This window comes from Comamonas sp. C11, from assembly GCF_024496285.1.
Lineage (GTDB): Bacteria > Pseudomonadota > Gammaproteobacteria > Burkholderiales > Burkholderiaceae_C > Comamonas > Comamonas testosteroni_F.
In genome coordinates this window covers 5,588,661-5,609,513 of record NZ_CP101743.1, presented here as the reverse complement: position 1 = coordinate 5,609,513, position 20,853 = coordinate 5,588,661, and the positions used below count along the sequence as shown (strand labels likewise).

Below are 20,853 nucleotides of genomic sequence, written 5' to 3'. Positions count from 1 at the left end.
CCCGGCCCGTGCCTGGGCGAAAGGAAAGGTGTCCGGTTTTGGTGGAGTCGGCGTTCAAGCTGCGCTACAACCCAGCGCTCGATGGATTGAGAGGCATAGCCATTGTGCTGGTGCTGCTCTCGCATGCACATGCCCCGATGTTCGATGGCGCCTTCTTCGGCGTCGATCTGTTCTTCGTGCTCAGCGGCTTTTTGATCACCTCCTTGCTGCTGATGGAGTATCGGCAGCATGGCAAGCTCGATTACTGGCGCTTTTACCGCCGCCGCTTCTTCCGTCTCATGCCTGCGCTGGCGCTGTTTCTGGTCGCGTACTGCGTGTTCGCGCCCTTTATCTGGCCAGACCTCACGGATATCTATTCGGACGCCCTGGTCTCCATCCTCTACCTGGCCGACTACGGCATTGCTTTCTTCGACAGTCCAGACACGCTGCTGCACATGTGGTCGCTGTCGGTGGAGGAGCATTTCTATCTGATCTGGCCGCCGCTGCTGGTCCTGCTGCTGCGCAAGGCCACGCCTGGCCGGGTCTGGGCACCGCTGCTGGCATTGTGGCTGCTGAGCACGCTGTGGCGCATCTTCTGGGTGGTGCAGGGCCAGCAGTTCTACGAAATCTTTTTCCGTTTCGATACGCGGGCCTCGGGGCTGCTGGCGGGCGCCTTGCTGGCGGCGCTGATGATGGAGCACCCTCGATGGATAGAGCGTCTGCAGTCGCTGCGCGCCTACACCATGTGGTTTGTGCTGGCCGTGCCGCTGATCATGGAGCTGGAATGGGACAACCAGCACGCCATGGTCTGGGGTATCACGGTGGTGGAATGCGCGGCCCTGGTCGTTCTGCTGGCCGTGCAAAAGCCCGCGGGACTGGTCTATGAAATGCTGACGGCACCGCTGCTCATCAAGCTGGGCCAGCTGTCCTATGGCATCTACCTCTGGCATTACCCGGTGGTGCGCTATCTGCGCGCCGATTACTCCTGGCCCGTGACCGTGGTCGTCGGCCTGCTGATCTCGACCGCGCTGTCGGCGCTGTCGTTCTACACAGTGGAGCGCTGGGCCATGCGCCACCGCGACCTGGGGGCGGGCAAAAAACCTGAGCGCCAGCCCAAGCCACGCCAGGAGCCCGCGTTGCGCGAGGCTACGCGCGGCTCGTGATCGCCCTAGAAGCCTGAACCGGGCTGGGCCAGATACTCGGCCTCTTCGGCGGTGCTGGCGCGGCCCAGAATGTGGTTGCGGTGCGGGAAACGGCAAAAGCGCGCTATCACCGCCTGATGGCGATGGGCGTAGTCCAGCGTTCCGGCCAGATAGTCGCGCAGCTCGGCGTCCGTGGTGCTCTCCAGCAAAGCCTCGAAGGCGGCCACGCTGCGTTGCTGCATGGCCGGGTCTTCGGCATGTTCCAGCGGCAGATACATGAAGACGCGGGCCACCTCTGGCAGTTGCCGGTCTGCGCCGGAGTCCACCGCCTGCAGCGCCAGTGCCAGGGCCTGCGCGTCACCGGCAAAGCTCTTGGGGGTGTTGCGGTGGATATTGCGCGTGAACTGGTCCAGCAGGATCACCAGCGCCAGCTGCTGCCATGGGCCCTGGGTTGCCCAGTGCTGCAGCGCACCGCCCAGAGCGGCTTCCACCGCTGTGCCAAAGCGCTGGCGCAGCGCCTCGTCGAAGGCTGCCGATTTGGTGAACCACTGCGCCTTGTGCTTGAGGGCATCGGCATTGCCGGGCCTGGCGCTGCCGAACCACTGGGTCAGGATCTGCTCGGGCAGGCTGGTGTCCTGGGCGGCGGCTGTCAGTGCCTCATGGCTGAGGGAAGAGGGATATGCGGTCATGCGAATCATTGTGCATGCACAGCTGCTTGCGTTGACAGTCAACCCCGGATGGCGTCGGACGTTAGATAACAGTCTTTTACCTGCAGATTGCGTCAGATGGGGAACTGCAATCATCCATCGAGACTCTGTGGAATAGCAGGCTCGGAGACAATGGAGTACTCAAAAACCATAGCTGACAGCGTTGGTTTATCAGGCGTTTGCACGGGTTTTGAATCAGGTTTTACGGAGTTCGGTGGTCGTGATGAATCGGCGCTCATGGTTGGCGGTGACAGTATTGGGATTGGGAATGGCTGCCACAGGCTGCTCGGGCAAGTCCGTGCCCAGCAGCGTGAGCGTGAGCCAGCAGAAGCTGCAGGAGATGCTGGCCAGGCGCTTCCCCAGGCAGTTCCCCGTGGCGGGCTTGCTGCATCTGGACCTGAAGGCGCCGCAGCTGAGCATGCTGCCCGAGCGCAATATGCTCAACGCCGTGATTCCGGCCGAGCTCAGCGGCAAGGTGCTCAAGGAGCAGTACAGCGGCCTGCTCAATGTCGATTTCGCGCTGCGCTATGAACCCACCGACCGCACCTTGCGCGCCTACCAGATCAAGGTCAACCAGCTCAGCATGGAAGGGCTGTCGCCCGCGCTCAGCGATATGCTGGGCACCTATGCCACGGCCTTGGCCGAGCAGGCCATGGGCCAGGTGGTGCTCTATCAGCTGCAGGACCAGGATCTGGCCCTGGTCGATGCGCTGGCGATGGAGCCTGGCGCCATTACCGTCACCGCCCAGGGGCTGACCGTGGCCCTGGTGCAGAAAGCCGGCCCGGGCAGCAAGCGCTGAGCTGGCGGTGACAAAAAAGCCCGCAGGCTTTGCCTGGCGGGCTTTTTTGCGGGTTCGTGCGATGCTCAGCGGGGCTTGGCAATGGGCTCCAGGCCGGTTTCACGAATCGTCTTGGCGGCGGCTGGCGAGGTGTAGTACTTGAGCAACTGCTCCAGCCCCTGCGGGTTGGTCGAGGTACTGGCCGTGCCGGCCGAGAAGAGGGTGTAGTGCTGCACCGAATCGGGCAGGGTGCCGACATAGCTGATGCCCTCGATGGGCAGCAGCTCGCTGACCTGCTGCAGGCCGATTTCGGCCTCGCCTCGCGCCACGATGGTGCCCACGCGCTCGGTCACGATCTTCCTGCTCTTGGGCATGACCTGATCGTGAATGCCGAGTTTCCTGAGCATCTGGGTTTCGTAATAGGTGCCGCTGGCGCTGGCCGAGTAGGCAATGCTCTTGGCGTTGAGCAGCACCTGGCGCAGCTTGTCCTCGCTGCTGATGTCGGGGATGGGGGCACCCTTCTTCACGGCCACGCCCACGGCAGAGCGCACCAGGTCGATCTGGGTGCCGTTGCGCACCAGGCCCTTGGCGGCCAGATCGTCAAGCGCGCCGCGTGCCAGAATCACCACGTCGGCCTTCTCGCCTTTGCTCAGGCGATTGGGAATCGAGGTGGGCGAGGCTCCCATGGACGAGCCATAGGCCGACTCCACTGCCAGGCCGGTCTGGGCCGTGAACTGCGGCGCCAGCAGCTTGTGTGCTTCAGTGAAGCCACCCGAGGTCATGAGGCGCACGGGCTCCTTGGGCGTGCTGCCCGGTTGCTGGGCGCAGCCTGCGGCCAGGGCCACGGCACTGATCAGCAGGGCTCGGCGGACGGTGAAAAGGGGAAACGGCTTCATCAATGTCTCTCTGTATCGGGCTGGTCTGGATAGGCCTTGAACCCTTATTGAATCAACGCAGACAGCTACGGTTGTCATGGCTTCTGCGGCTGAGCGGATTGTGAAAAGCTGCGGTCTTTGCGTCCAATACCGTTTGCGTCTGGACTTGATACGAAAATCGTCCTATGGATTTGCGCCGTCTGACCTGTTTTCTGGCTGTGGCCGAGGAGCTGAATTTCAGCCGTGCGGCCCAGCGCTTGCATATGAGCCAGCCCCCGCTGAGCCAGCAGATCCGTCTGCTGGAGCAGGAGATGGGGGCGCAGTTGTTCGAGCGCTCGCGCCGTGCCGTGGCGCTGACGCCGGCAGGCCTGCTGCTGCAGGACAAGGCGCGGCAGATCGTGGAGCTGCACCAGCAGGCCGGCGAGCTGGTGCGCATGGCGGCCCATGGTCTGGCGGGGCGGCTGCGCATCGCCTTCACGGCATCGGTGCCGCTGTTTGAGGAGTTCTCCACTATGCTGCGCGACTTTCGCAGCCGCCACCCGCAGGTGGAGCTGGACCTGCAGCATATGACCACGGGCGAGCAGATCGCGGCATTGACGGCCGGGCAGATCGATATCGGCTTCATGCGCCCCTCGCCGACGTTTCGCATCCCCGTGCCGATCCGGGAGCAGACGCTGTGGCGCGACGAGTTGAAGCTGGCCCTGCCGGTGGCACATGCCAAGGCGGCTGCGGGCCAGGCACAGGCTCTGAGCAGCCTGGCCGACCAGCCGTTTGTGCTGCATCCGGCCGTACTGGGCGGTGGTCTGCACGAACATATTCTGGCGCTGTGCAGCGAGGCCGGCTTTGTGCCGCGCATCGCCCAGCCGGCACGCGAGACCTCGACCATGCTGGCGCTGGTGGCCGCCGGCCTGGGGCTGTCCATCGTGCCCAGCGTCTATGAACGCATCTGCCCGCCCGGCGTGGTGCTGCAGCCGCTGGCCGACGCCGCGCGCCATTCGCGCATCGCGCTGGTCAGCATGCAGCAGGCGCCATCACCCTGCGTGCAGATGTTCTGGCAGTTGCTGCGCTGAGCGGCCTTCTCCGGCATCAGTCCGCGCGAATATCGGCGGCCCGGATGGCGTCGCCTAGTTCCCGGGTTTCGGCCTGGATGAAGCTGCCGAACTGTGCCGGTGTTCCTCCCAGGGGCGTGGCGCCCATATCGGCCAACGTCTGGGTGACCGCAGGCGTGGTCAGTGCCTTGTTGAGTGCGGCGTTCAGCGTCTGGATCACGGCCTCGGGCGTTCCCTTGGGGGCTACCAGGCCCCACCATACGGTGGCCTGTACATCCACACCCAGGGAGCGTGCAGTAGGCACCTGGGGCAGCAGGCGCGAGCCATTCTTGTTGAGCACCGCCAGTGCGCGCAGGTTGCCGCTGTTCACATGGCCCGCGACTTCCAGCGGATTGATGGCCATGAAGTCCAGACGCCCGCCCAGCAGGTCCGTCACTGCGGTGGATCCTCCCTTGTAGGGAATATGGACGCCCTTGAACTGTCCTGCCCTTTCCAGCAAGGCGCTTGCCATATGGCCCGAACTGCCCACTCCTGCCGTGCCATAGGACAGGGCGCCGGGCTTGGCCTTGCCCGCTGCGATCAGTTCGGCCAGGCTTTTGTATGGTGACCTGGCGTTGACCACGACCACCAGTGGCGCCTCGCCGATGCGCCCTACCGGAATCAGGTCAACTGCCGGGTCGAAGCTGAGCTTGGAGTACAGTGCCTTGTTGGTGGTCAGCGTATTCGAGGCCGTCAGCAGCATATAGCCATTGGGCGCGGAGCGTGCCACTGCCGCCATGCCGATATTCGTGCCGCCTCCGGGCTTGTTTTCCACCACGATGGACTGACCCAGAAACTCCGCCATGGGCGTGGTGACCAGCCTGGTCACGATGTCCACGCCTCCGGCCGGCGAATATGGCACGACGACCGTCACGGCGCGCTCCGGAAAGCTTGCGGCAGCGGTCGCACCGCTGGCCAGCATCAGCCCTGCAGCCAGCGCGGTAGCGCCTAGGCCCAGCACTTGCCGTCGGCGCAGCAAAGTGCAAGCAGGCGCCTTTGTGCCGGTGAAAAAAGAATCGGGCCTGCCAGGAAGCTGATGCATGTGATGTCTCCGTGGTTCACTTTTTTATCAAACACCCAATATCACCGGCTCAGGCACTGGCTTCGATGAGGGAATCTGCGTACCCGCATCTGGCCATCCCAGCCATCGGCAGCGCTGCCTGCAAGGCCGCATGACAACCGTTAGGATGCTCGGGCGCTCTGTGTCGTGGCTTGCCAGGCCACGCCGACAGCCCCATGCGGGGCCGCAGAGATTGCCAACACGCTCCGAAGGAAACCCATGACGCAACCCCAAGTCCTCGCCGATTTTTCCGTGACCCGCAAATGGCCCGCGCAGCACCCCGAGCGCATCCAGCTGTACTCGCTGCCCACGCCCAACGGCGTGAAGGTGTCGATTGCGCTGGAGGAGATGCAGCTGCCCTACGAGGCGCACCTGGTCAGCTTCCAGACCAATGACCAGCTCACGCCGGAGTTTGTCGGCACTTTCCCCAACAACAAGATTCCCGCCATCATCGACCCGCAAGGCCCGGGCGGAAAGCCGCTGGCGCTGTTCGAGTCGGCGGCCATCCTGATCTACCTGGCCGAAAAGAGCGGCAGCCCGCTGCTGCCCGCAGACCCCGCGGCGCGCTACGAGACGCTGCAGTGGCTGATGTTCCAGATGGGCGGCGTGGGACCCATGTTCGGCCAGGTCGGCTTCTTCCACAAGTTCGCGGGCAAGGACTTCGAGGACAAGCGCCCGCGCGATCGCTACATCAACGAGTCCAAACGCCTGCTGGGCGTGCTGGAGCAGCGCATGCAGGGCCGCGAGTGGATCATGGGCGAGCAGATCACGATTGCCGACATCGCCATCTGGCCCTGGGTGCGCAATATGGTCGACGAGAACGGCTACAACGCCGCCGAGCTGGTGGGCTGGAGCGGGTTCACCGAGTTGCAGCGCGTGCTCAAGGCCTTCATGGCCCGCCCGGCGACGCAAAAAGGCCTGAACATTCCGCCGCGCGGCTGAGCGCCGGCTCGGGCGGCACAGGCTTGCCGTTGTTGCAAAAGCGGCAAGTACTGTCCCAGTGGTGATGTCTTTCAAACCCGTGGGCCGGCCTTATCTTCGAGACTTCAGGCCCTGCAGCTGGCAGCGGCTTCTCAAGAGGAGAACTCCATGACCACGAATCGCCCACCCATTCTGGAAAGTGCCCCCCTGGGTCCGCGCTGGCCCTGCCTGGACCCCTTCCTGTTCTGCGCTCACCACGATGACAGCTATCCGGCCAGCAACGGAAAGATGGGCGTGCAGGCCGTGGAGTTCGAGGGACGCGAAATGGGCAGCGATTTCAGTGCCAGGGACGGTTTCTCGATGTACCACGGCGAGCCGGTTCCGGGCTTCCCGGGCCACCCGCATCGCGGCTTCGAGACCGTGACCCTGGTGCGCAAGGGTCGCATCGACCATGCGGACTCGCTGGGCGCAGCCGCGCGCTTCGGCGGCGGCGATGTGCAGTGGCTCACTGCCGGCAAGGGCATCCAGCACTCGGAGATGTTTCCGCTGCTGAGCAGCGACAAGCCCAATCCGCTTGAACTGTTCCAGATCTGGCTGAACCTGCCTGCGAGGAACAAGATGGTGGAGCCCCACTTCACCATGTTCTGGAACGAGCAGATTCCTCGTCAGAGCTTCAGCGATGCGGCGGGCCGCAAAACCACCGTCACCGTGGTGGCTGGTGCCCTGGACGGTGCGGGCAAGGCCTTGCAGCCACCACCCGAATCCTGGGCTTCCCAGGCCGACAGCGATGTGGCCATCTGGACGCTGGAGCTGGAGCCCGGTGCCCGCTGGACCCTGCCCAGGGCTGCAGGTGAGCAAACTCACCGCATGCTCTACTTCTTCGTAGGCAAGAGCATGACTGTGGGTGGCGAAACCGTGAACGACCATCTGGCCATGCATGTCGACGCTCAGCGCGAGCTGGAGCTGGTCAACACCGGCGATGTCAGTGCAGAACTGGTGCTGCTGCAGGGCAAGCCGATTGGCGAGAAGGTGGCGCAATATGGCCCCTTTGTGATGAACACGCAGGAGGAGATCATGCAGGCCATGCAGGACTATCGCCGCACCCAGTTCGGCGGCTGGCCCTGGAAGGACAGTGATCCGGTGCATGGCACCGAGAATCGCCGCTTTGCGCGCTACCCTGGCGCCGACGTCGACGAGCAGCCTCCCCAGGCCTGATATGGCCAGGCTCAGGGCGTGAAGCTGGCCGCCTCCGGCGTGCGGCCCTGCTCCCTGAGCACCTGCCAGGCCGGTATTGCTCGGGTGCCCAGATCCAAGGGCGCTCTGCCTGCTCGACTGCGCGCGGCAATGCCTGGGGTGATGCCCGCTCAGCCGAACTCTCCCGCGAGGAAATCCACTACGGCGCGCACGCGCGGTGCCAGGGATCTGCCGCGCGGATATAGCAGGTAGAAGCGGTCGTCCTCGCTGCGCTCCTGGAACTGCTGCAGCAGCGGCACCAGGGTTCCACGCTCCAGGTCGGCGGCGATATGGAAGTGGGCCAGTCGCACCACGCCGTGGCCCAGCAGCGCCAGGCTGCGCAACAGTTCGCCCTGGTTGGCGCCGATGTGGCTGGGGATGTCTATGGTCTTGAGCCCGCCTTCCTCGTGGAAAGTCCAGCGGTTCCACTGCGTGCGTATGGTGAAGTTCAGGCAGCGGTGCTGCAGCAGGTCCTCGGGCTGCTCGGGATGGCCGAAACGCTGGAGGTACTGCGGCGCCGCGGCTATCACCCAAGGCCTGAGCATCAGCGGGCGGCCGATCAGCGTCTGCTCCGTAGGCCTGCCGCTGTGGATGGCGACGTCTATGCCCTGACGCACGAAGTCGCCGCGCTCCGTGCCGAGGACGAAGTCCAGGTGCAGTCGCGGGTGCCGGTCCAGCAGCAGGTGCAGGCGTGGCGCGACCAGGTACTTGGCCGTGGTCAGCGCCGTATGGATGCGCACCGTGCCCGAGATTTCGGCATCGGCCACACGCACACAAGCCTCGGCCTGCTCCATGGCCTGCACCACGCGCTGGCTGGCGGTGCGAAAGCGCTCGCCTTCCTGGGTCAGGCGTATGGCTGCGGCAACCCGCTCGAACAGCCGCACGCCAAGGCGTGCCTCCATACGCGCGATGAGCTTGCTCACCGCCGAAGGCGATAGCTCGAGCCTTCTGCCGGCACCGGAAAAACTGCCTTCCTCGATCACGCGCAGGAATACCGTCATCTCGCCGAACTGGTCCATCTAAGGTCTTTGCCCCCTGTGAAATTGATTCACATGCGCTGTGCGCGCGCATGCGTTGTCTCTTGAAAAACGACTGTACAGAATGGTCTCAGCCCCCGGGTCTGGGGGAACAACGGAGACGAGCGCAATGAATGACAGCAAGATCCTGCGCATAGGCGCGGGAGCCGCCTGGTGGGGCGACCGGATCGAGCCCGCCGCCCTCAATGCCGAGCATGGCCGGCTCGACTACCTGTGCTTCGAGACCATGGCCGAGGCCACGGTCTCCGCCGCGCAGGTCAGGGCCAGACGGGACCCGTCCTTTCCGGGCTACGACACCTATCTCGACGACCGCATGCGAGCCGTGCTGCCTGCATGCATGCGCCAGGGCACGCGCATCATCTCCAACCAGGGCTGGATCAACCCGCAGGGTGCGGCCCGGCGCATCGTCGAGCTGCTGCGCGAGCTGGACATCACCGGCGTCAAGGTGGCGGCCGTGGGCGGCAGCCTGATCACCGACCGCGTGCTGTCGCTGGCTCCCACCATCCTGGAGACAGGTGCGCCCACGCAGAGCATTGCCCACTCGCTGATCTCGGCCGAAGCCTATCTCGGGGCCGCTCCCATCGTCGACGCTCTGGCGAAAGGCGCGCAGATCGTGGTCACGGGCCGCGTGGCCGATCCTTCACTGTTCCTGGCTCCCATGGTGCATGAGTTCGGCTGGGACCTGCTGGACCATGAGCGTATAGGTGCCGGCAGTGCGATAGGCCATCTGATGGAGTGCGGGGCCCAGATCACCGGGGGGTATTTTGCGGACCCCGGCCTCAAGGACGTGCCCGATCCCTGGAACCTGGCCTTTCCCATCGCCGAGGTCGATGCCGAAGGCGGCGTGACCCTGTCCAAGGTGGACGGCACGGGCGGCATGATCAGCCTGCAGACGGTCAAGGAGCAGATGCTCTACGAGGTGCACGACCCGGCGAACTACATCACGCCCGATGTGGTGGTCGACTTCACGCAGGCTCGCATCGAGCAACTGGCGCCCGATCGCGTGCGCGTGACGGGTCTCACGGGCAAGCCGCGCACATCCACGCTCAAGGTCTCCATGGGATGCACCGAGGGCTTCATCGGCGAGGACATGTTCTTCTACGCCGGCCCTGGCGCGCTGCGCCGCGCCCAGCTGGCCAGGCGCATCCTGGAGGAGCGCCTGCGCATCGTCAAGCTCGATGCCGAGGAGGTGCGTATCGACTTCCTGGGCCTGAATGCCGTGCATGGCGCTGCCACGCCGGCGGATGCGCCCGAGCCCTATGAAGTGGCCGTGCGCGTGGCGGCACGCACCCGTTCGCGCGAGGAGGCGGTCAAGGTGGGGCGCGAAGTGGACGGCATGGCGGTCTCGGGGATTGCCCACACCGGCAAGCGAGTGCCGCACCAGGAGCGCACGCGCGAGGTGATAGGCGTGTGGTCCTCGCTGGTGCCGCGCGAGCAGGTGACGGCGCATATCGACTACTTCACGAGCTGAGCAGGGAGAGCAAAGCATGCAGGACATGAACCAGGACATCCGGGTGCCGCTGGAGCAGGTGGCACATACGCGCTCGGGCGACAAGGGCAATACCTCCAACATCGCCGTGTTTGCCTACGAGCCCGAGCTCTATGCGCTGCTCAAGCAGCAGCTGAGCGCCGAACGCTTCAAGGCCTTTCATGGCCCGGCCATCACCGGCGAGGTGCTGCGCTACGAGGCCGACAACCTTCACGCGCTGAATTTCGTGGCGCACGGTGCACTGGGCGGCGGCGTCTCGCGCAGCCTGTCGGTGGACAACTACGGCAAGGCGCTGTCGGCGGCCATCCTGGGCTTCGAGCTGCTCGTTCCCGCTGCGCTGGCTCCGCTGCTGCGCCGCCGTGCGCCAGGCTGAGCTGGCACCGACATCCAGCACGGGCATCCACCGCATATTCCAAAAAACACCACCAGGAGACACCGCAATGACCTCGCAACTGTTTCGCGCTCTGGCTGCCGCCGCAGCGCTGGCCATGGCGGCCTGCACGGCCGTGGCCTTCGCGCAGGCCCCGGCCTATCCCGTCAAGCCCGTGCGCATCATCGTTCCCTATCCGGCAGGAGGCACCACGGACATCATCGCGCGGCTGGCGGCGGCCCAGTTGTCCGAGCGGCTGCGCCAGCCCTTCGTCGTCGAGAACCGGGCCGGCGCCAGCGGTGCCATAGGCTCGGTGGCCGTGGCCCAGGCCGCCGCCGACGGCTACACCCTGGTCATGGGGACGGCCAGCTCGCACGGCATCAACTCGGCGCTGCAGAAGAACCTGCCCTATGACGCCGTCAAGGACTTCGCGCCCGTCACCGTGGTGGCCAGCACGCCCAACATCATCGTGGTTCATCCCAGCGTCCCCGCGCGCACCCTGGGCGAGTTGCTGGCGCTGGCCAAGACCAGGCCCGGGCAGATCAACTTCGGCTCGACCAGCCCCGGCGGCTCTCCGCACATGAGCGCCGAGCTGCTCAAGATGATGGCGGGCGTGGACATGACCCATGTGCCTTACAAGGGCGCATCGCCCATGCTCACCGATCTCGTGGGCGGGCAGATACAGGCCGGCTTCGACAACCTGCCGTCCACCATCGCCTTCGTGCGCAGCGGCAAGCTGCGGGCGCTGGCCGTGACCACGGCACAGCGCTGGCCCGGGGCGGCAGACATTCCCACCGTTGCCGAAAGCGTGCCCGGCTACGAGGTCTCGGGCTGGTTCGGCCTGCTGGCGCCGGCGGGAACGCCCAAGGCGGTGCTCGACACGCTGCAGACCGCAGTTGCCCAGGCCGTGCGCGACCCCGAGGTGACCCGGCAACTGCGCAGCCTGGGCGCCGAGCCCGTGGCCAGCAGGCCCGAGGCCTTTGCACAGCAGATCCGCGCCGACGTGGACAAATGGCGCGGCGTGGTTAAGGCCACGGGCGTGACACTGGAATAGCCCGAGTCGCCGACAATGACAGCTTTGCGCGATGCCTGACTCGGGTTCAGGCACCGCACCACTCGAAATCCATTGTCATGAACATCACCAAAGACACTGCCGTCACCATCAACTACAAGATTCACGAGCTGCTCGCGGGCGGCGTGGCCGTCAAACTGCTGGACAAGGGCGATGTGGCCTATCTGCACGGCGGCTATGACAACATCTTCGCCAAGGTCGAAGCCGCTCTGGACGGCAAGCAAAAAGGCGATGTCGTGACCGTGGATCTGGCCGTGGCGGACGCCTTCGGCGAGCGCGACGAAAGCCTCAAGCGCACCATTCCCAAGGGTGAATTCCCTGCGGGCGTGAAGGTGGGCGGCCAGCTGCGCGGCACCAACGATCAGGGCCTGCCCCAGATCTACAACGTGGTGAAGATCAAGGGCCCCGTGGTGCTGCTGGACGGCAACCATCCCCTGGCCGGTTTCGCGCTGCGCTTCAGCGCGGTGGTCAACGATGTGCGCGAGGCCTCCGAAGAAGAAATCGCCCACAAGCATGTGCATGGCGGTCACGGCCACCACCATTAAAAACATAGCTGTCAGCGTATTCTCACAAAGGATTTCAGCATTATTTCGAGCTGAAATCCCTTGTCTGAAAGCGCAAGCAGCTATCAAAACAAAAAAGGCCCCCGGATTTCGATTCCGGGGGCCTTTTGTCTGCTTGGGACTGATCGCTCAGGCGGTCAGGCGATCCAGCGCCTCGCGGTACTTGGCCGCCGTCCTGTCGATCACTTCCTTGGGCAGGCGGGGCGCGGGAGCCTTCTTGTCCCAGGCCTTGCCGTTGACCTGTGCCTGCTCCAGCCAGTCACGCACGAACTGCTTGTCGTAGCTGGGAGGGTTCTCGCCCTTGGCCAGCGCGTCCTCATAGCCTTCCACGGGCCAGTAGCGCGAGCTGTCGGGGGTCAGCACCTCGTCCATCAGCACCAGGGTGCCATCTTCGGTCAGGCCGAATTCGAACTTGGTGTCGGCAATGATCATGCCCTTGGTCAGCGCGATCTCGGCCGCTTCCTTGTAGATGCGGATGGCGGTGTCGCGGATCTGGGCTGCCAGCTGTTCGCCCACCATTTCCACGGTGCGCTCGTAGGTGATGTTCTCGTCGTGGTCACCCATTTCGGCCTTGGCCGCGGGGGTGTAGATGGGTTCGGGCAGCTTGGCCGCGTTGGTCAGGCCGGCGGGCAGCTTCACGCCACAGACCGATTGCGATTCCTGGTATTCCTTCCAGCCGCTGCCGGCCAGATAACCGCGCACCACGGCTTCGATCAGCACGGGCTTGAGGCGCTTGACCAGCATGGAGCGGCCTTCGACCTGCTTGACTTCCTCGGGCTTGACCACGGATTCGGGGGCTTCGCCGGTCAGGTGGTTGGGGCAGATATGGCCCAGCTTGTCGAACCAGAACAGCGCCATCTGCGTCAGCAGCACGCCCTTGCCGGGAATGGGCTCGCCCATGATCACGTCAAAGGCAGACAGGCGGTCCGAGGCCACCATCAGGATGCGGTCGTCGCCCACGGCGTAGTTGTCGCGGACCTTGCCACGTGCGAGCAGGGGCAGCGAGGCAATGTTGGAGGTATGCAGGGCGGAGGGCTGGGTGGTCATGGTCGAGATAGGGCTGTCAGGCAATTCAGGCGTGCAGTCGGTCAGCAGGCGCCTGAAAGCCCGGGGGCTGCCAGCGTCGCAGGCCCGAGAGGCGGCTGCGTAAAAACGCGATTTTAATGGCGCAGGCAGGGGTTTGGACGGTCACGGTCTTTGCCAGTGCGCGCCTGCTGCGATCGGGGCCATGGGGCATGAAGGCGTATCCCCCGCATGCCAGCCAAAGCCACTCATTGTGGCGTCAAAACCGCCTGTCATCAAACCGCCAAACAAGGCCCCTGACTAGCCTGCGCTATCACGGTCATTTCGTTGCCTTTGGCGTGGGGCGGGCGCATAGTGGATTCACAGCAAAGACGAATGCGCATTCCGAACTGCCAGGCTGCGGCACAGCCATCAGGTGCTGTGAAACCGCAGTGATTTCACCGAGAGCTAAGGAGTGTTTTGTTATGAATTTGACGATTAGCGGGCATCACCTGGAGGTCACTCCCTCGCTGCGCAGCTATGTCATGGCCAAGCTGGAACGCATTCTCAGGCACTTCGATCAGGTCGTGGACGTGAAGGTGCTGCTCACAGTCCACAAGCAAAAGGAAAAAGACAAACGACAGCGCGCCGGTTGCACGGTACGCGTAAAAGGGCAAGACTTGTTCGTGGAGACGCAGCATTTCGACCTCTATGCCGCCGTGGATGCCCTGGCCGACAAGCTCGACCGTGTGGTGATGCGCTACAAGACTCGTCAGCAAGGCCCGCGTGCCACAGCCAAGCGACTCGATGCCGGGGGCTTGGGGCTGGCGCAGGTGTCAGCTTGATGAAAGCGAGGCGCAAGCCCAGCGTTTGCGCCGGTTTGTTGCAGGGCTGTCGCCTTGTTACAACGCTAAAAGCGCCGCCCTACGGGGCGGTTTTTGATGGTGATCAGGGTTTCCCCACGGTTTTCAGCGCTGCGGTGCATAATTGTTGATCACACCATGAATCGCCTAGCTTCTATCCTTCCCGCCGCTCAAGTGCTTGTGAGCGTTGATGTCACCAGCAAGAAACGCGCTTTCGAGGAAGCGGGTTTGCTCTTTGAGAGCTTGCATGGTCTGTCTCGTGCCCTGATCACCGATAGCCTGTTCGCACGCGAACGCCTGGGCTCCACCGGCCTGGGGCATGGAGTTGCCATTCCCCATGGCCGCATCAAGGGCCTGACGGCTCCCATGGCGGCAGTGTTCCAGCTGGCCAACCCCATCGGCTTCGATGCGCCCGACGAGCAGCCGGTCGGGCTGCTGATCTTCCTGCTGGTGCCCGAGGCGGCGACGCAAAAGCACCTGGAAATCCTCTCCGAGATCGCCGAGCTGCTCAGCGACAGCCAGTTGCGCGAGCGCCTGAAGTCGTCCACCGATGCGCAGCAGCTGCACGGCATGATCGACAGCTGGCAGTCCTCCATCAACTCCCAGGCTTGAGTCCTGGCCCTTCTTCTTGACTGACAGGGCCTTGCCATGAGACCCAGCGCCATCAGTGCCGATGTATTGTTCGAGGCATTTCGCAACTCCAGCCTGCGCTGGCAGTGGATAGCGGGGCTGGGCGCCTCCGAGCGCCGCTTCGACGAGATGGCCGTGCGCTCGGCCCGCTCGGGTGCCGATCTGGTGGGCTATCTCAACTACATCCATCCCTACCGTCTGCAGGTGCTGGGCGAGCGTGAAATCGCCTATCTGACCAATGCCACCTCGCAGGACTGCCTGCGCCGCATTGCCCGCATCGTCACGCTGGAGCCGCCGGTGCTGGTGCTGGCCGATGGTCAGGACGCGCCCGACGAACTGATCTCCATGTGCGAGCGCGCGCATATCCCGCTGTTCTCCACCAAGGAGCAGTCGGCCTTCGTCATCGACGTGCTGCGTGCCTATCTGTCCAAGCATTTCGCCGATCGCATCACCATGCACGGCGTGTTCATGGATATTTTGGGCATGGGCGTGCTGATCACGGGCGAATCGGGCCTTGGCAAGAGCGAGCTGGGGCTGGAGCTGGTCACGCGCGGCAATGGTCTGGTGGCCGACGATGCGGTGGACCTGTACCGCATCAACCAGACCACGGTCGAAGGCAAATGCCCCGAGCTGCTGCAGAACCTGCTCGAGGTGCGCGGCATCGGCCTGCTCGATATTCGCGCCATCTTTGGCGAGACGGCGGTGCGCCGCAAGATGCGGCTCAAGCTCATCGTGCATCTGGTGCGCAAGGAAACCATGGAGCGCGAATACGAGCGCCTGCCCGCCGAGCCGCTGACCCAGGACGTGCTGGGCGTGCCCGTGCGCAAGGTGGTGATTCAGGTGGTGGCGGGCCGAAACATCGCCGTGCTGGTGGAAGCCGCAGTGCGCAATGCCATTTTGCAGCTGCGCGGCATCGACACCTACCAGGAATTCGTGATGCGCCACCGCCGCGCCATGGAAAGCGGCGAGTCGTTCTAGACCAGCTGCAGCCTGCCGGGCTGCGAGGCCGGAAAGATCTGCTGAAGCTGCGCTGCGTTCAGGCCGTACATGCGGGCAAACAGGCCGCCGAGCAGGGAGCGGTATTCGTTGAGCACGGGGTAGTCGCGGTTCTGGAAAAGCGCTTTTTCGGTGACCTCGATCTGCTCGCCCAGCACCTTGCCGCCGGCCTGGGCCGACAGGCCGCCGCCGAGAAACCAGTAAGCCGTGCCATGGCCGTGATCCGTGCCCTTGTTGCCGTTTTCGCGGAAAGTGCGGCCGAACTCGCTGATCACGGCCACCACGGTATGGCGCCAGGCCTCGGCTCCCATGGAGTCGGCGAAAGTCGCCAGGCCCTGGCTCAGATCGCTGAGCCGGTTGGCCAGGTTGCCGCTGGCGGCGCCCTGATTGACATGGGTGTCCCAGCCTCCGATATCGACAAAGCCCAGGTCGAACTGCTCGCGCATCAGGTGGGCCATGCGCTGGGCTACCAGGCTGAAGCCCTTGGCGCTGATGGCATTGCGCCCGGCCTGGTCCATTTCCTCCTGCATGCTGCGCTGCACGGCGCGCTGTACCGAAAAGCCTTCGCGCACCGGCGTCTCCAGTGCCGAGCCCTGGTACATGGAGGCAATGATCTGGCTGCGCTGCTCGTCCACGGCCGTCTTGCGCACCGAGGCCAGCGCCATGTTCGCCACCTGGGCGCTGCCGCGCAGGCATAGCGGCAACTGGGCGGTGAAGGCCATGGGGCTGAGGCCGGTGCGGCTCTGGCTGTCGGCCTGCAGCACCCGGGTCAGCCGGTTCAGAAAGCCGCTCTGATAGCTTTTTCCGCCTTCCTGGGGTTGGCCCAGCTCGATCGAATCCTGGGTTTCGAAATGGCTGCGCGAGAGGTCGTTGCTGCCTGCGAACGGCACAAAACAGGCCTGGCCCTGTTCGTACAGCGGCAGCAGGCTGCTTTGCAATGCAGGGTGCAGTCCCCATTGAGGGTTCAGGGCCAGGGCACCATCGGCCGATCCCGGGCGCGCTATGGCGATGCTGGGCCTGGCCTGATAGTAGAAGTCGCTGTGAGTAGGCACCAGCAGGCTGTTGCTGTCGTAGGCGCCGCGCAGAAAGACCAGCAGAAAACGGGGCGAGCCGCTTTGCAAGGGAGCGGCCAGACCTTGGCCCAGCTGGCAGAACAGCGGCAGGGCAGCGCCGAGGCTGAGAAATTGACGTCTTTGCATGGCTGCCCTCCTTAGCGGTACATCATTTCGGGGGCGGAGAGGAAAAAGCTGTTCCAGTCCGCCGGGTTCCTGGCCTGGGCCAGTGCGGCGCGTGTGGCGACACCCAATGCCGGCACGCGAGCCTGTACGCTGCCGCGCTTGTCCAGGTCGGGATAGGGCGGCTTCTCCAGCGGCTGCTGCGGGCTGTTGCGGAACAGCAGCGCGCCGCGGCTGCCAATCTGCCTTGCCACCTCGAAGCGGGCATTCATCTGGCCGGAGCTGGACCAGTCCGATTGCGTCACGGGGTAGCCGTCGGGCGTTTCGTGGCCATACAGCGGCTGACCCAGCTGGTTGAGCCAGTTCTGTACCGGGGACACGTCGCTGGCCACGCGCTGGTCGTAGGCCAGGCGTGTGGCGCCCAGCACATAGTGGACCGGGTCCTTGAAGCCCTGGCCGAACTGCTGAGCCTGAGGGTCGCTCAGCAGCGTGGCCAGAGTGACGGCGATATCGCCATGGCTGCGCTCAAAGGCCTGGGCCGTGCGCTCGACCACGGCCTGGGGCGGCTTGTCGCCGAGAAAATAGACGCAGAGCTTGCGTGCAATGAAGCGCGCAGTGACGGGCGAGGCCACGATGCGGTCTACCGCCTCGTTGACCTGGGCCAGTCCGCTTTTTTCCAGCGGCCTGCCGAGCAAGACCTGGGGTGTGTAATCGTGGCGATTGGGGTTGAATTCGAAGAAGCCATGGCGCAGATAGTCGCCCTGGCGTTCGGGGCGCAGCCTGGGTGGCGGGGCATCGGCCTCCCGGGTGGAGAAGCCCACACCGGTCAGCACATGGGCCATGGCCTGCACGTCGGCCTGGGTGTAGCCGCTGCCCACGCCCATGGTGTGCAGCTCCAGCAGTTCGCGCGCGTAGTTTTCATTGATGCGCCCGGCGGCATTGCTGGCATTGTCCAGATACAGCAGCATGGCCGGATGGCGCATGCTGGCCGTCAGCAGCTCGCGGAATTTGCCCAGCGCATGGGGGCGAATGGCCTGCTCCTCGTAGTCGCCCACCCACATGCGCACATCGCCCTTGCGGGTGCTGACGTTGAAGTGATTCATCCAGAACCAGGTCATTTGCTCCTGCAACTGGTGGGGCGAGTAGAGCGCGCGCCAGATCTGGCGTTTCTGGGCTTCGGCACCGAGCTGATTGAGCTGGCGCTGCAGCTCGCTGCGCAGCTTGGCGGCCTCCTCCGGATCCTGGCTGTTGCGAATGGCCAGGCGCTGGTCGGCAATTTCGCGCTGGATCTGCGCCATGGGCTTCTGGCTGATGCCCAGGGCATCGATGTGCTGCTGCACCTCGGCCGGCATGGGCGCGGAGGACGGGCTGAGCTGAGCGGCCAGCCAGCGCTTGAGGCCTTGCTGCTGCAGCCGGGCCGCATCATGGTCGGTGGCGCCCCAGGTGACCCTGTCCAGCCATTGCTGGCTTTGCAGCGCGCTGGGCTTGTCGGGCAGGGCGCTGCTGCTCAGCGTCTGCAGCACCTCGGGGCTGGGGCGGCCCGATGAGGGAGCCAGCGGTGCGCAGGCGGTCAAGGCGAGGGCGGCCAGACAGAGCAGCCCCTGGACAGGTGAAAACGGTAGCAGTCGCATGAACCGGGTCTCCTCAAGCGCGGGAATGACTGCAGCATACGCAGTCCGGCTCGCGTTTGGTTTGAGGCTTGATGGAGCTATGTGAAGAAGTTCTCACCAAATGTAAAAAGGGCAAGACATCTGCATGTCCTGCCCCTGGATTCACCGTCGCGTTTTGCGTTTTTACTTGGCGGCGCGTGTGGCGCATTCGGCGCACTGGCCGTAGAGCGCCATGGAGTGATCCTGAATCACCCAGCCCTTTTCCTTGGCGATCAGGTTCTGGCGTTTCTCGATCTCGGCGTCATAGAACTCCTCGACCTTGCCGCAGCTGGTGCAGACGAAGTGGTCGTGGTGCTGGCCTTCGTTGAGCTCATAGACGGCTTTGCCGCTTTCGAAGTTGCTGCGGATCAGGATGCCGGCCTGCTCGAACTGGGTCAGCACGCGGTAAACCGTGGCCAGGCCAATATCCGAGCGCTCGTCCAGAAGCACGCGGAACACGTCTTCGGCCGTCATGTGGCGCTGGGCGCCCTTCTGGAAGATTTCCAGGATTTTCAGACGCGGCAAAGTGGCTTTGAGGCCCGTGCTTTTGAGTTCATCAATATTTTTCATGTCGGCTCTCTTGGTGGACTACGGGCACATGGAAGGCTGGACCCACTTGTTTAAGGAGAAGCTTTACACGCAGATAAAGGGAATCTCCAAGTGTCTCCGGGGCCTGCCGCTACAATGAACCCGATCATATCCCTATGCCATTACCCATGCATGTTCAAGCCCGTAGCCGCGCAGGTCTGGCCCTGACGTTGGCAATCGCAGCGGCACTGGCCGGCTGCAACAGTATCGATGGCGCCGCGCACCGTGTCGCCAATGCCGTCACTCCTTACAAGGTCGATGTCGTGCAGGGCAATTTCGTGTCCAAGGAGCAGGTCGAGGCCTTGCAGCCCGGCATGAGCCGTCAGCAGATTCGCGACATCCTGGGCACACCTCTCGTGACCAGCGTGTTCCACGGCGATCGCTGGGAATACGTGTTCACCATCAATCGCCCTGGTGTGGAGTCGCAGATCCGCAAGCTCACCGTCTTCTTCAATGGCGACGCCTTTGCGCGCGCCGAAGGTGACGAGATGCCCTCCGAGGCCGATTTCGTGGCCAGCCTCAAAGGCATGAAGGGCACGCCCAAGGTTCCGCAGCTGGAAGCCAGCGAAGCTCAACTGGCCAAATACCCCGCACGCAATAACACCGAAGCCGAGCAGGCTGCGGCCAATCTGCCGCCTGCCGCCACCAGCTATCCACCGCTGGAATCGCGTTAAGCATCAGAACAGGTTGTTCCCCGCTTGCAGAAAGCGGTGGATGCTCTCTTTTTATGACGGTGTGGATGCGATCCTGCCGTCTTCCATTTGATCGAGTGATAGCGCCATGACCGCATCCACCACCCATTCCCCCACCCCTCAGCGCGTTGCTGTGGCGGGTGCCTCCGGCCGCATGGGCCATATGCTGATCGAAGCGATTCTGAACAGCAGCGACTGCGTGCTGGCTGCAGCACTGGACCGCGCCGACAGCCCTGCCATCGGCACCGATCCTTCTGCATTCCTGGGTAAGCCCAGCGGGCTGAAGATCGAAAGCGATGTGCGCGCAGCCCTGTCGAAGGCCGACTGCCTGATCGACTTCACGCGCCCCGAAGGCACGATGGAGCACCTGGCCGTTGCGGCCGATCTGGGCGTTGGCGTGGTCATCGGCACCACGGGCTTCTCGGATGAGCAAAAGACGCAGATCGCCGAGTTTGCCCAGAAGACTTCCATCGTTTTCGCCCCCAATATGAGCGTAGGCGTGAACGTGACCTTCAAGTTGCTGGAGATGGCGGCCAAGGCCTTGCAGCAAGGTGGCTACGACATCGAGATCGTCGAAGCCCATCACAAGCACAAGGTCGACGCACCTTCTGGAACGGCCCTGAAGATGGGCGAAGTGATTGCCGAAGCCCAGGGCACCAAGCTGGCCGATCGCGCCGTGTATGAGCGCTTCGGCCACACCGGCGAGCGCAAGGCCGACACCATTGGCTTTGCCACCGTGCGCGGCGGCGATATCGTGGGCGATCACACCGTGCTGTTTGCCGGTACCGGCGAGCGCATCGAGATCTCGCACAAGTCCAGCAGCCGTGCAGGCTATGCCAACGGCAGCCTGCGCGCCGTGGCCTATCTGGCCGACAAGAAGACTGGCCAGTACGATATGTACGATGTGCTGAATCTGCGCTGACCGCGCAATTTGCAAAGGGGCC

At 64.1% G+C, this 20,853-nt stretch carries 22 protein-coding genes; 14 read left to right on the top strand and 8 right to left on the bottom strand.

Going from position 1 to position 20,853, the window contains the following annotated elements; all coding sequences use genetic code 11:
• Positions 1-38 precede the first annotated feature (38 nt).
• Entirely contained in the window at positions 39-1,142 is a 1,104-nt protein-coding gene (locus NOX35_RS25915) for an acyltransferase (protein WP_182285019.1), read from the top strand.
• A gap of 5 nt (positions 1,143-1,147) precedes the next feature.
• Here the strand turns inward: NOX35_RS25915 and NOX35_RS25910 are convergent, their stop codons facing one another.
• Positions 1,148-1,810 carry a DUF924 family protein gene (locus NOX35_RS25910; protein ID WP_256495215.1) on the bottom strand — a complete coding sequence of 221 codons (663 nt, stop codon included), beginning with the start codon at positions 1,808-1,810 and terminating at the stop codon, positions 1,148-1,150.
• 286 nt (positions 1,811-2,096) lie between these two features.
• On the opposite strand from NOX35_RS25910, the gene NOX35_RS25905 reads away from it, so the two are divergent.
• Positions 2,097-2,627 (top strand): DUF1439 domain-containing protein, encoded by a 531-nt coding sequence (locus NOX35_RS25905; protein ID WP_182285017.1) that lies wholly within the window; start codon positions 2,097-2,099, stop codon positions 2,625-2,627.
• 65 nt (positions 2,628-2,692) lie between these two features.
• Here NOX35_RS25905 and NOX35_RS25900 read toward each other — a convergent pair whose 3' ends face one another.
• Complete coding sequence (locus tag NOX35_RS25900; RefSeq protein ID WP_256495214.1) at positions 2,693-3,502, bottom strand: substrate-binding domain-containing protein; 810 nt, start codon at positions 3,500-3,502, stop codon at positions 2,693-2,695.
• A 164-nt stretch (positions 3,503-3,666) separates the two neighbouring features.
• Here NOX35_RS25900 and NOX35_RS25895 point away from each other — a divergent pair, with 164 nt between their 5' ends.
• Positions 3,667-4,551: a LysR family transcriptional regulator gene (locus NOX35_RS25895; protein ID WP_256495212.1), complete on the top strand. Its 885-nt coding sequence runs from the start codon at positions 3,667-3,669 to the stop codon at positions 4,549-4,551.
• A 16-nt stretch (positions 4,552-4,567) separates the two neighbouring features.
• Here NOX35_RS25895 and NOX35_RS25890 read toward each other — a convergent pair whose 3' ends face one another.
• A complete protein-coding gene (locus NOX35_RS25890) occupies positions 4,568-5,611 on the bottom strand; it encodes a tripartite tricarboxylate transporter substrate binding protein (protein ID WP_256495211.1) in 1,044 nt (347 codons plus the stop codon).
• A 237-nt stretch (positions 5,612-5,848) separates the two neighbouring features.
• On the opposite strand from NOX35_RS25890, the gene NOX35_RS25885 reads away from it, so the two are divergent.
• Entirely contained in the window at positions 5,849-6,571 is a 723-nt protein-coding gene (locus tag NOX35_RS25885) for a glutathione binding-like protein (RefSeq protein ID WP_182285013.1), read from the top strand.
• A gap of 147 nt (positions 6,572-6,718) precedes the next feature.
• Positions 6,719-7,765, top strand: a complete 1,047-nt coding sequence (locus tag NOX35_RS25880; protein ID WP_256495210.1) for a pirin family protein — start codon at positions 6,719-6,721, stop codon at positions 7,763-7,765.
• Positions 7,766-7,914: 149 nt separating this feature from the next.
• Here the strand turns inward: NOX35_RS25880 and NOX35_RS25875 are convergent, their stop codons facing one another.
• The gene (locus NOX35_RS25875; RefSeq protein WP_256495209.1) at positions 7,915-8,802 is read right to left on the bottom strand and encodes a LysR family transcriptional regulator; all 888 of its coding nucleotides are present in this window, start codon (positions 8,800-8,802) and stop codon (positions 7,915-7,917) included.
• 127 nt (positions 8,803-8,929) lie between these two features.
• On the opposite strand from NOX35_RS25875, the gene NOX35_RS25870 reads away from it, so the two are divergent.
• The 4 genes from NOX35_RS25870 to NOX35_RS25855 all read left to right on the top strand — a co-directional run bounded on the left by NOX35_RS25870 (position 8,930) and on the right by NOX35_RS25855 (position 12,296).
• Complete coding sequence (locus NOX35_RS25870) at positions 8,930-10,291, top strand: acyclic terpene utilization AtuA family protein (RefSeq protein ID WP_256495208.1); 1,362 nt, start codon at positions 8,930-8,932, stop codon at positions 10,289-10,291.
• A 16-nt stretch (positions 10,292-10,307) separates the two neighbouring features.
• Positions 10,308-10,682, top strand: a complete 375-nt coding sequence (locus tag NOX35_RS25865; protein WP_054074314.1) for a hypothetical protein — start codon at positions 10,308-10,310, stop codon at positions 10,680-10,682.
• 67 nt (positions 10,683-10,749) lie between these two features.
• Positions 10,750-11,733, top strand: coding sequence for a tripartite tricarboxylate transporter substrate binding protein (locus NOX35_RS25860; protein ID WP_256495206.1), 984 nt, complete (start codon positions 10,750-10,752; stop codon positions 11,731-11,733).
• A gap of 77 nt (positions 11,734-11,810) precedes the next feature.
• A complete protein-coding gene (locus tag NOX35_RS25855) occupies positions 11,811-12,296 on the top strand; it encodes a peptidylprolyl isomerase (RefSeq protein WP_182285008.1) in 486 nt (161 codons plus the stop codon).
• Between the two features lie 147 nt (positions 12,297-12,443).
• On the opposite strand, the gene NOX35_RS25850 is transcribed toward NOX35_RS25855, so the two are convergent.
• A complete protein-coding gene (locus tag NOX35_RS25850; protein WP_003067010.1) occupies positions 12,444-13,361 on the bottom strand; it encodes a phosphoribosylaminoimidazolesuccinocarboxamide synthase in 918 nt (305 codons plus the stop codon).
• Positions 13,362-13,801: 440 nt separating this feature from the next.
• Here NOX35_RS25850 and hpf point away from each other — a divergent pair, with 440 nt between their 5' ends.
• The 3 genes from hpf (at position 13,802) to hprK (ending at position 15,787) form a co-directional block, all read left to right on the top strand.
• Complete coding sequence (gene hpf, locus NOX35_RS25845) at positions 13,802-14,161, top strand: ribosome hibernation-promoting factor, HPF/YfiA family (RefSeq protein ID WP_256495205.1); 360 nt, start codon at positions 13,802-13,804, stop codon at positions 14,159-14,161.
• 156 nt (positions 14,162-14,317) lie between these two features.
• Entirely contained in the window at positions 14,318-14,791 is a 474-nt protein-coding gene (locus tag NOX35_RS25840; RefSeq protein WP_182285006.1) for a PTS sugar transporter subunit IIA, read from the top strand.
• Between the two features lie 36 nt (positions 14,792-14,827).
• Entirely contained in the window at positions 14,828-15,787 is a 960-nt protein-coding gene (hprK, locus tag NOX35_RS25835) for an HPr(Ser) kinase/phosphatase (protein ID WP_003060345.1), read from the top strand.
• Here the strand turns inward: hprK and NOX35_RS25830 are convergent.
• From NOX35_RS25830 to fur, 3 genes are all read right to left on the bottom strand, one after another.
• Entirely contained in the window at positions 15,784-17,004 is a 1,221-nt protein-coding gene (locus NOX35_RS25830; RefSeq protein WP_256495204.1) for a DUF1501 domain-containing protein, read from the bottom strand. The genes hprK and NOX35_RS25830 overlap by 4 nt on opposite strands.
• Positions 17,005-17,015: 11 nt before the next feature.
• Positions 17,016-18,611 carry a DUF1800 domain-containing protein gene (locus NOX35_RS25825; protein ID WP_256495202.1) on the bottom strand — a complete coding sequence of 532 codons (1,596 nt, stop codon included), beginning with the start codon at positions 18,609-18,611 and terminating at the stop codon, positions 17,016-17,018.
• Positions 18,612-18,773: 162 nt separating this feature from the next.
• Positions 18,774-19,199, bottom strand: a complete 426-nt coding sequence (gene fur / locus NOX35_RS25820) for a ferric iron uptake transcriptional regulator (RefSeq protein ID WP_003060349.1) — start codon at positions 19,197-19,199, stop codon at positions 18,774-18,776.
• Between the two features lie 146 nt (positions 19,200-19,345).
• Between fur and NOX35_RS25815 the strand changes: the two genes are divergently transcribed.
• Both NOX35_RS25815 and dapB read left to right on the top strand, forming a co-directional pair.
• On the top strand, positions 19,346-19,891 hold the full coding sequence (locus tag NOX35_RS25815) for an outer membrane protein assembly factor BamE (protein ID WP_182285003.1): 546 nt from the start codon (positions 19,346-19,348) through the stop codon (positions 19,889-19,891).
• Positions 19,892-19,997: 106 nt separating this feature from the next.
• Positions 19,998-20,831, top strand: coding sequence for a 4-hydroxy-tetrahydrodipicolinate reductase (gene dapB / locus NOX35_RS25810; protein WP_256495201.1), 834 nt, complete (start codon positions 19,998-20,000; stop codon positions 20,829-20,831).
• The last annotated feature ends 22 nt before the right edge of the window (positions 20,832-20,853 follow it).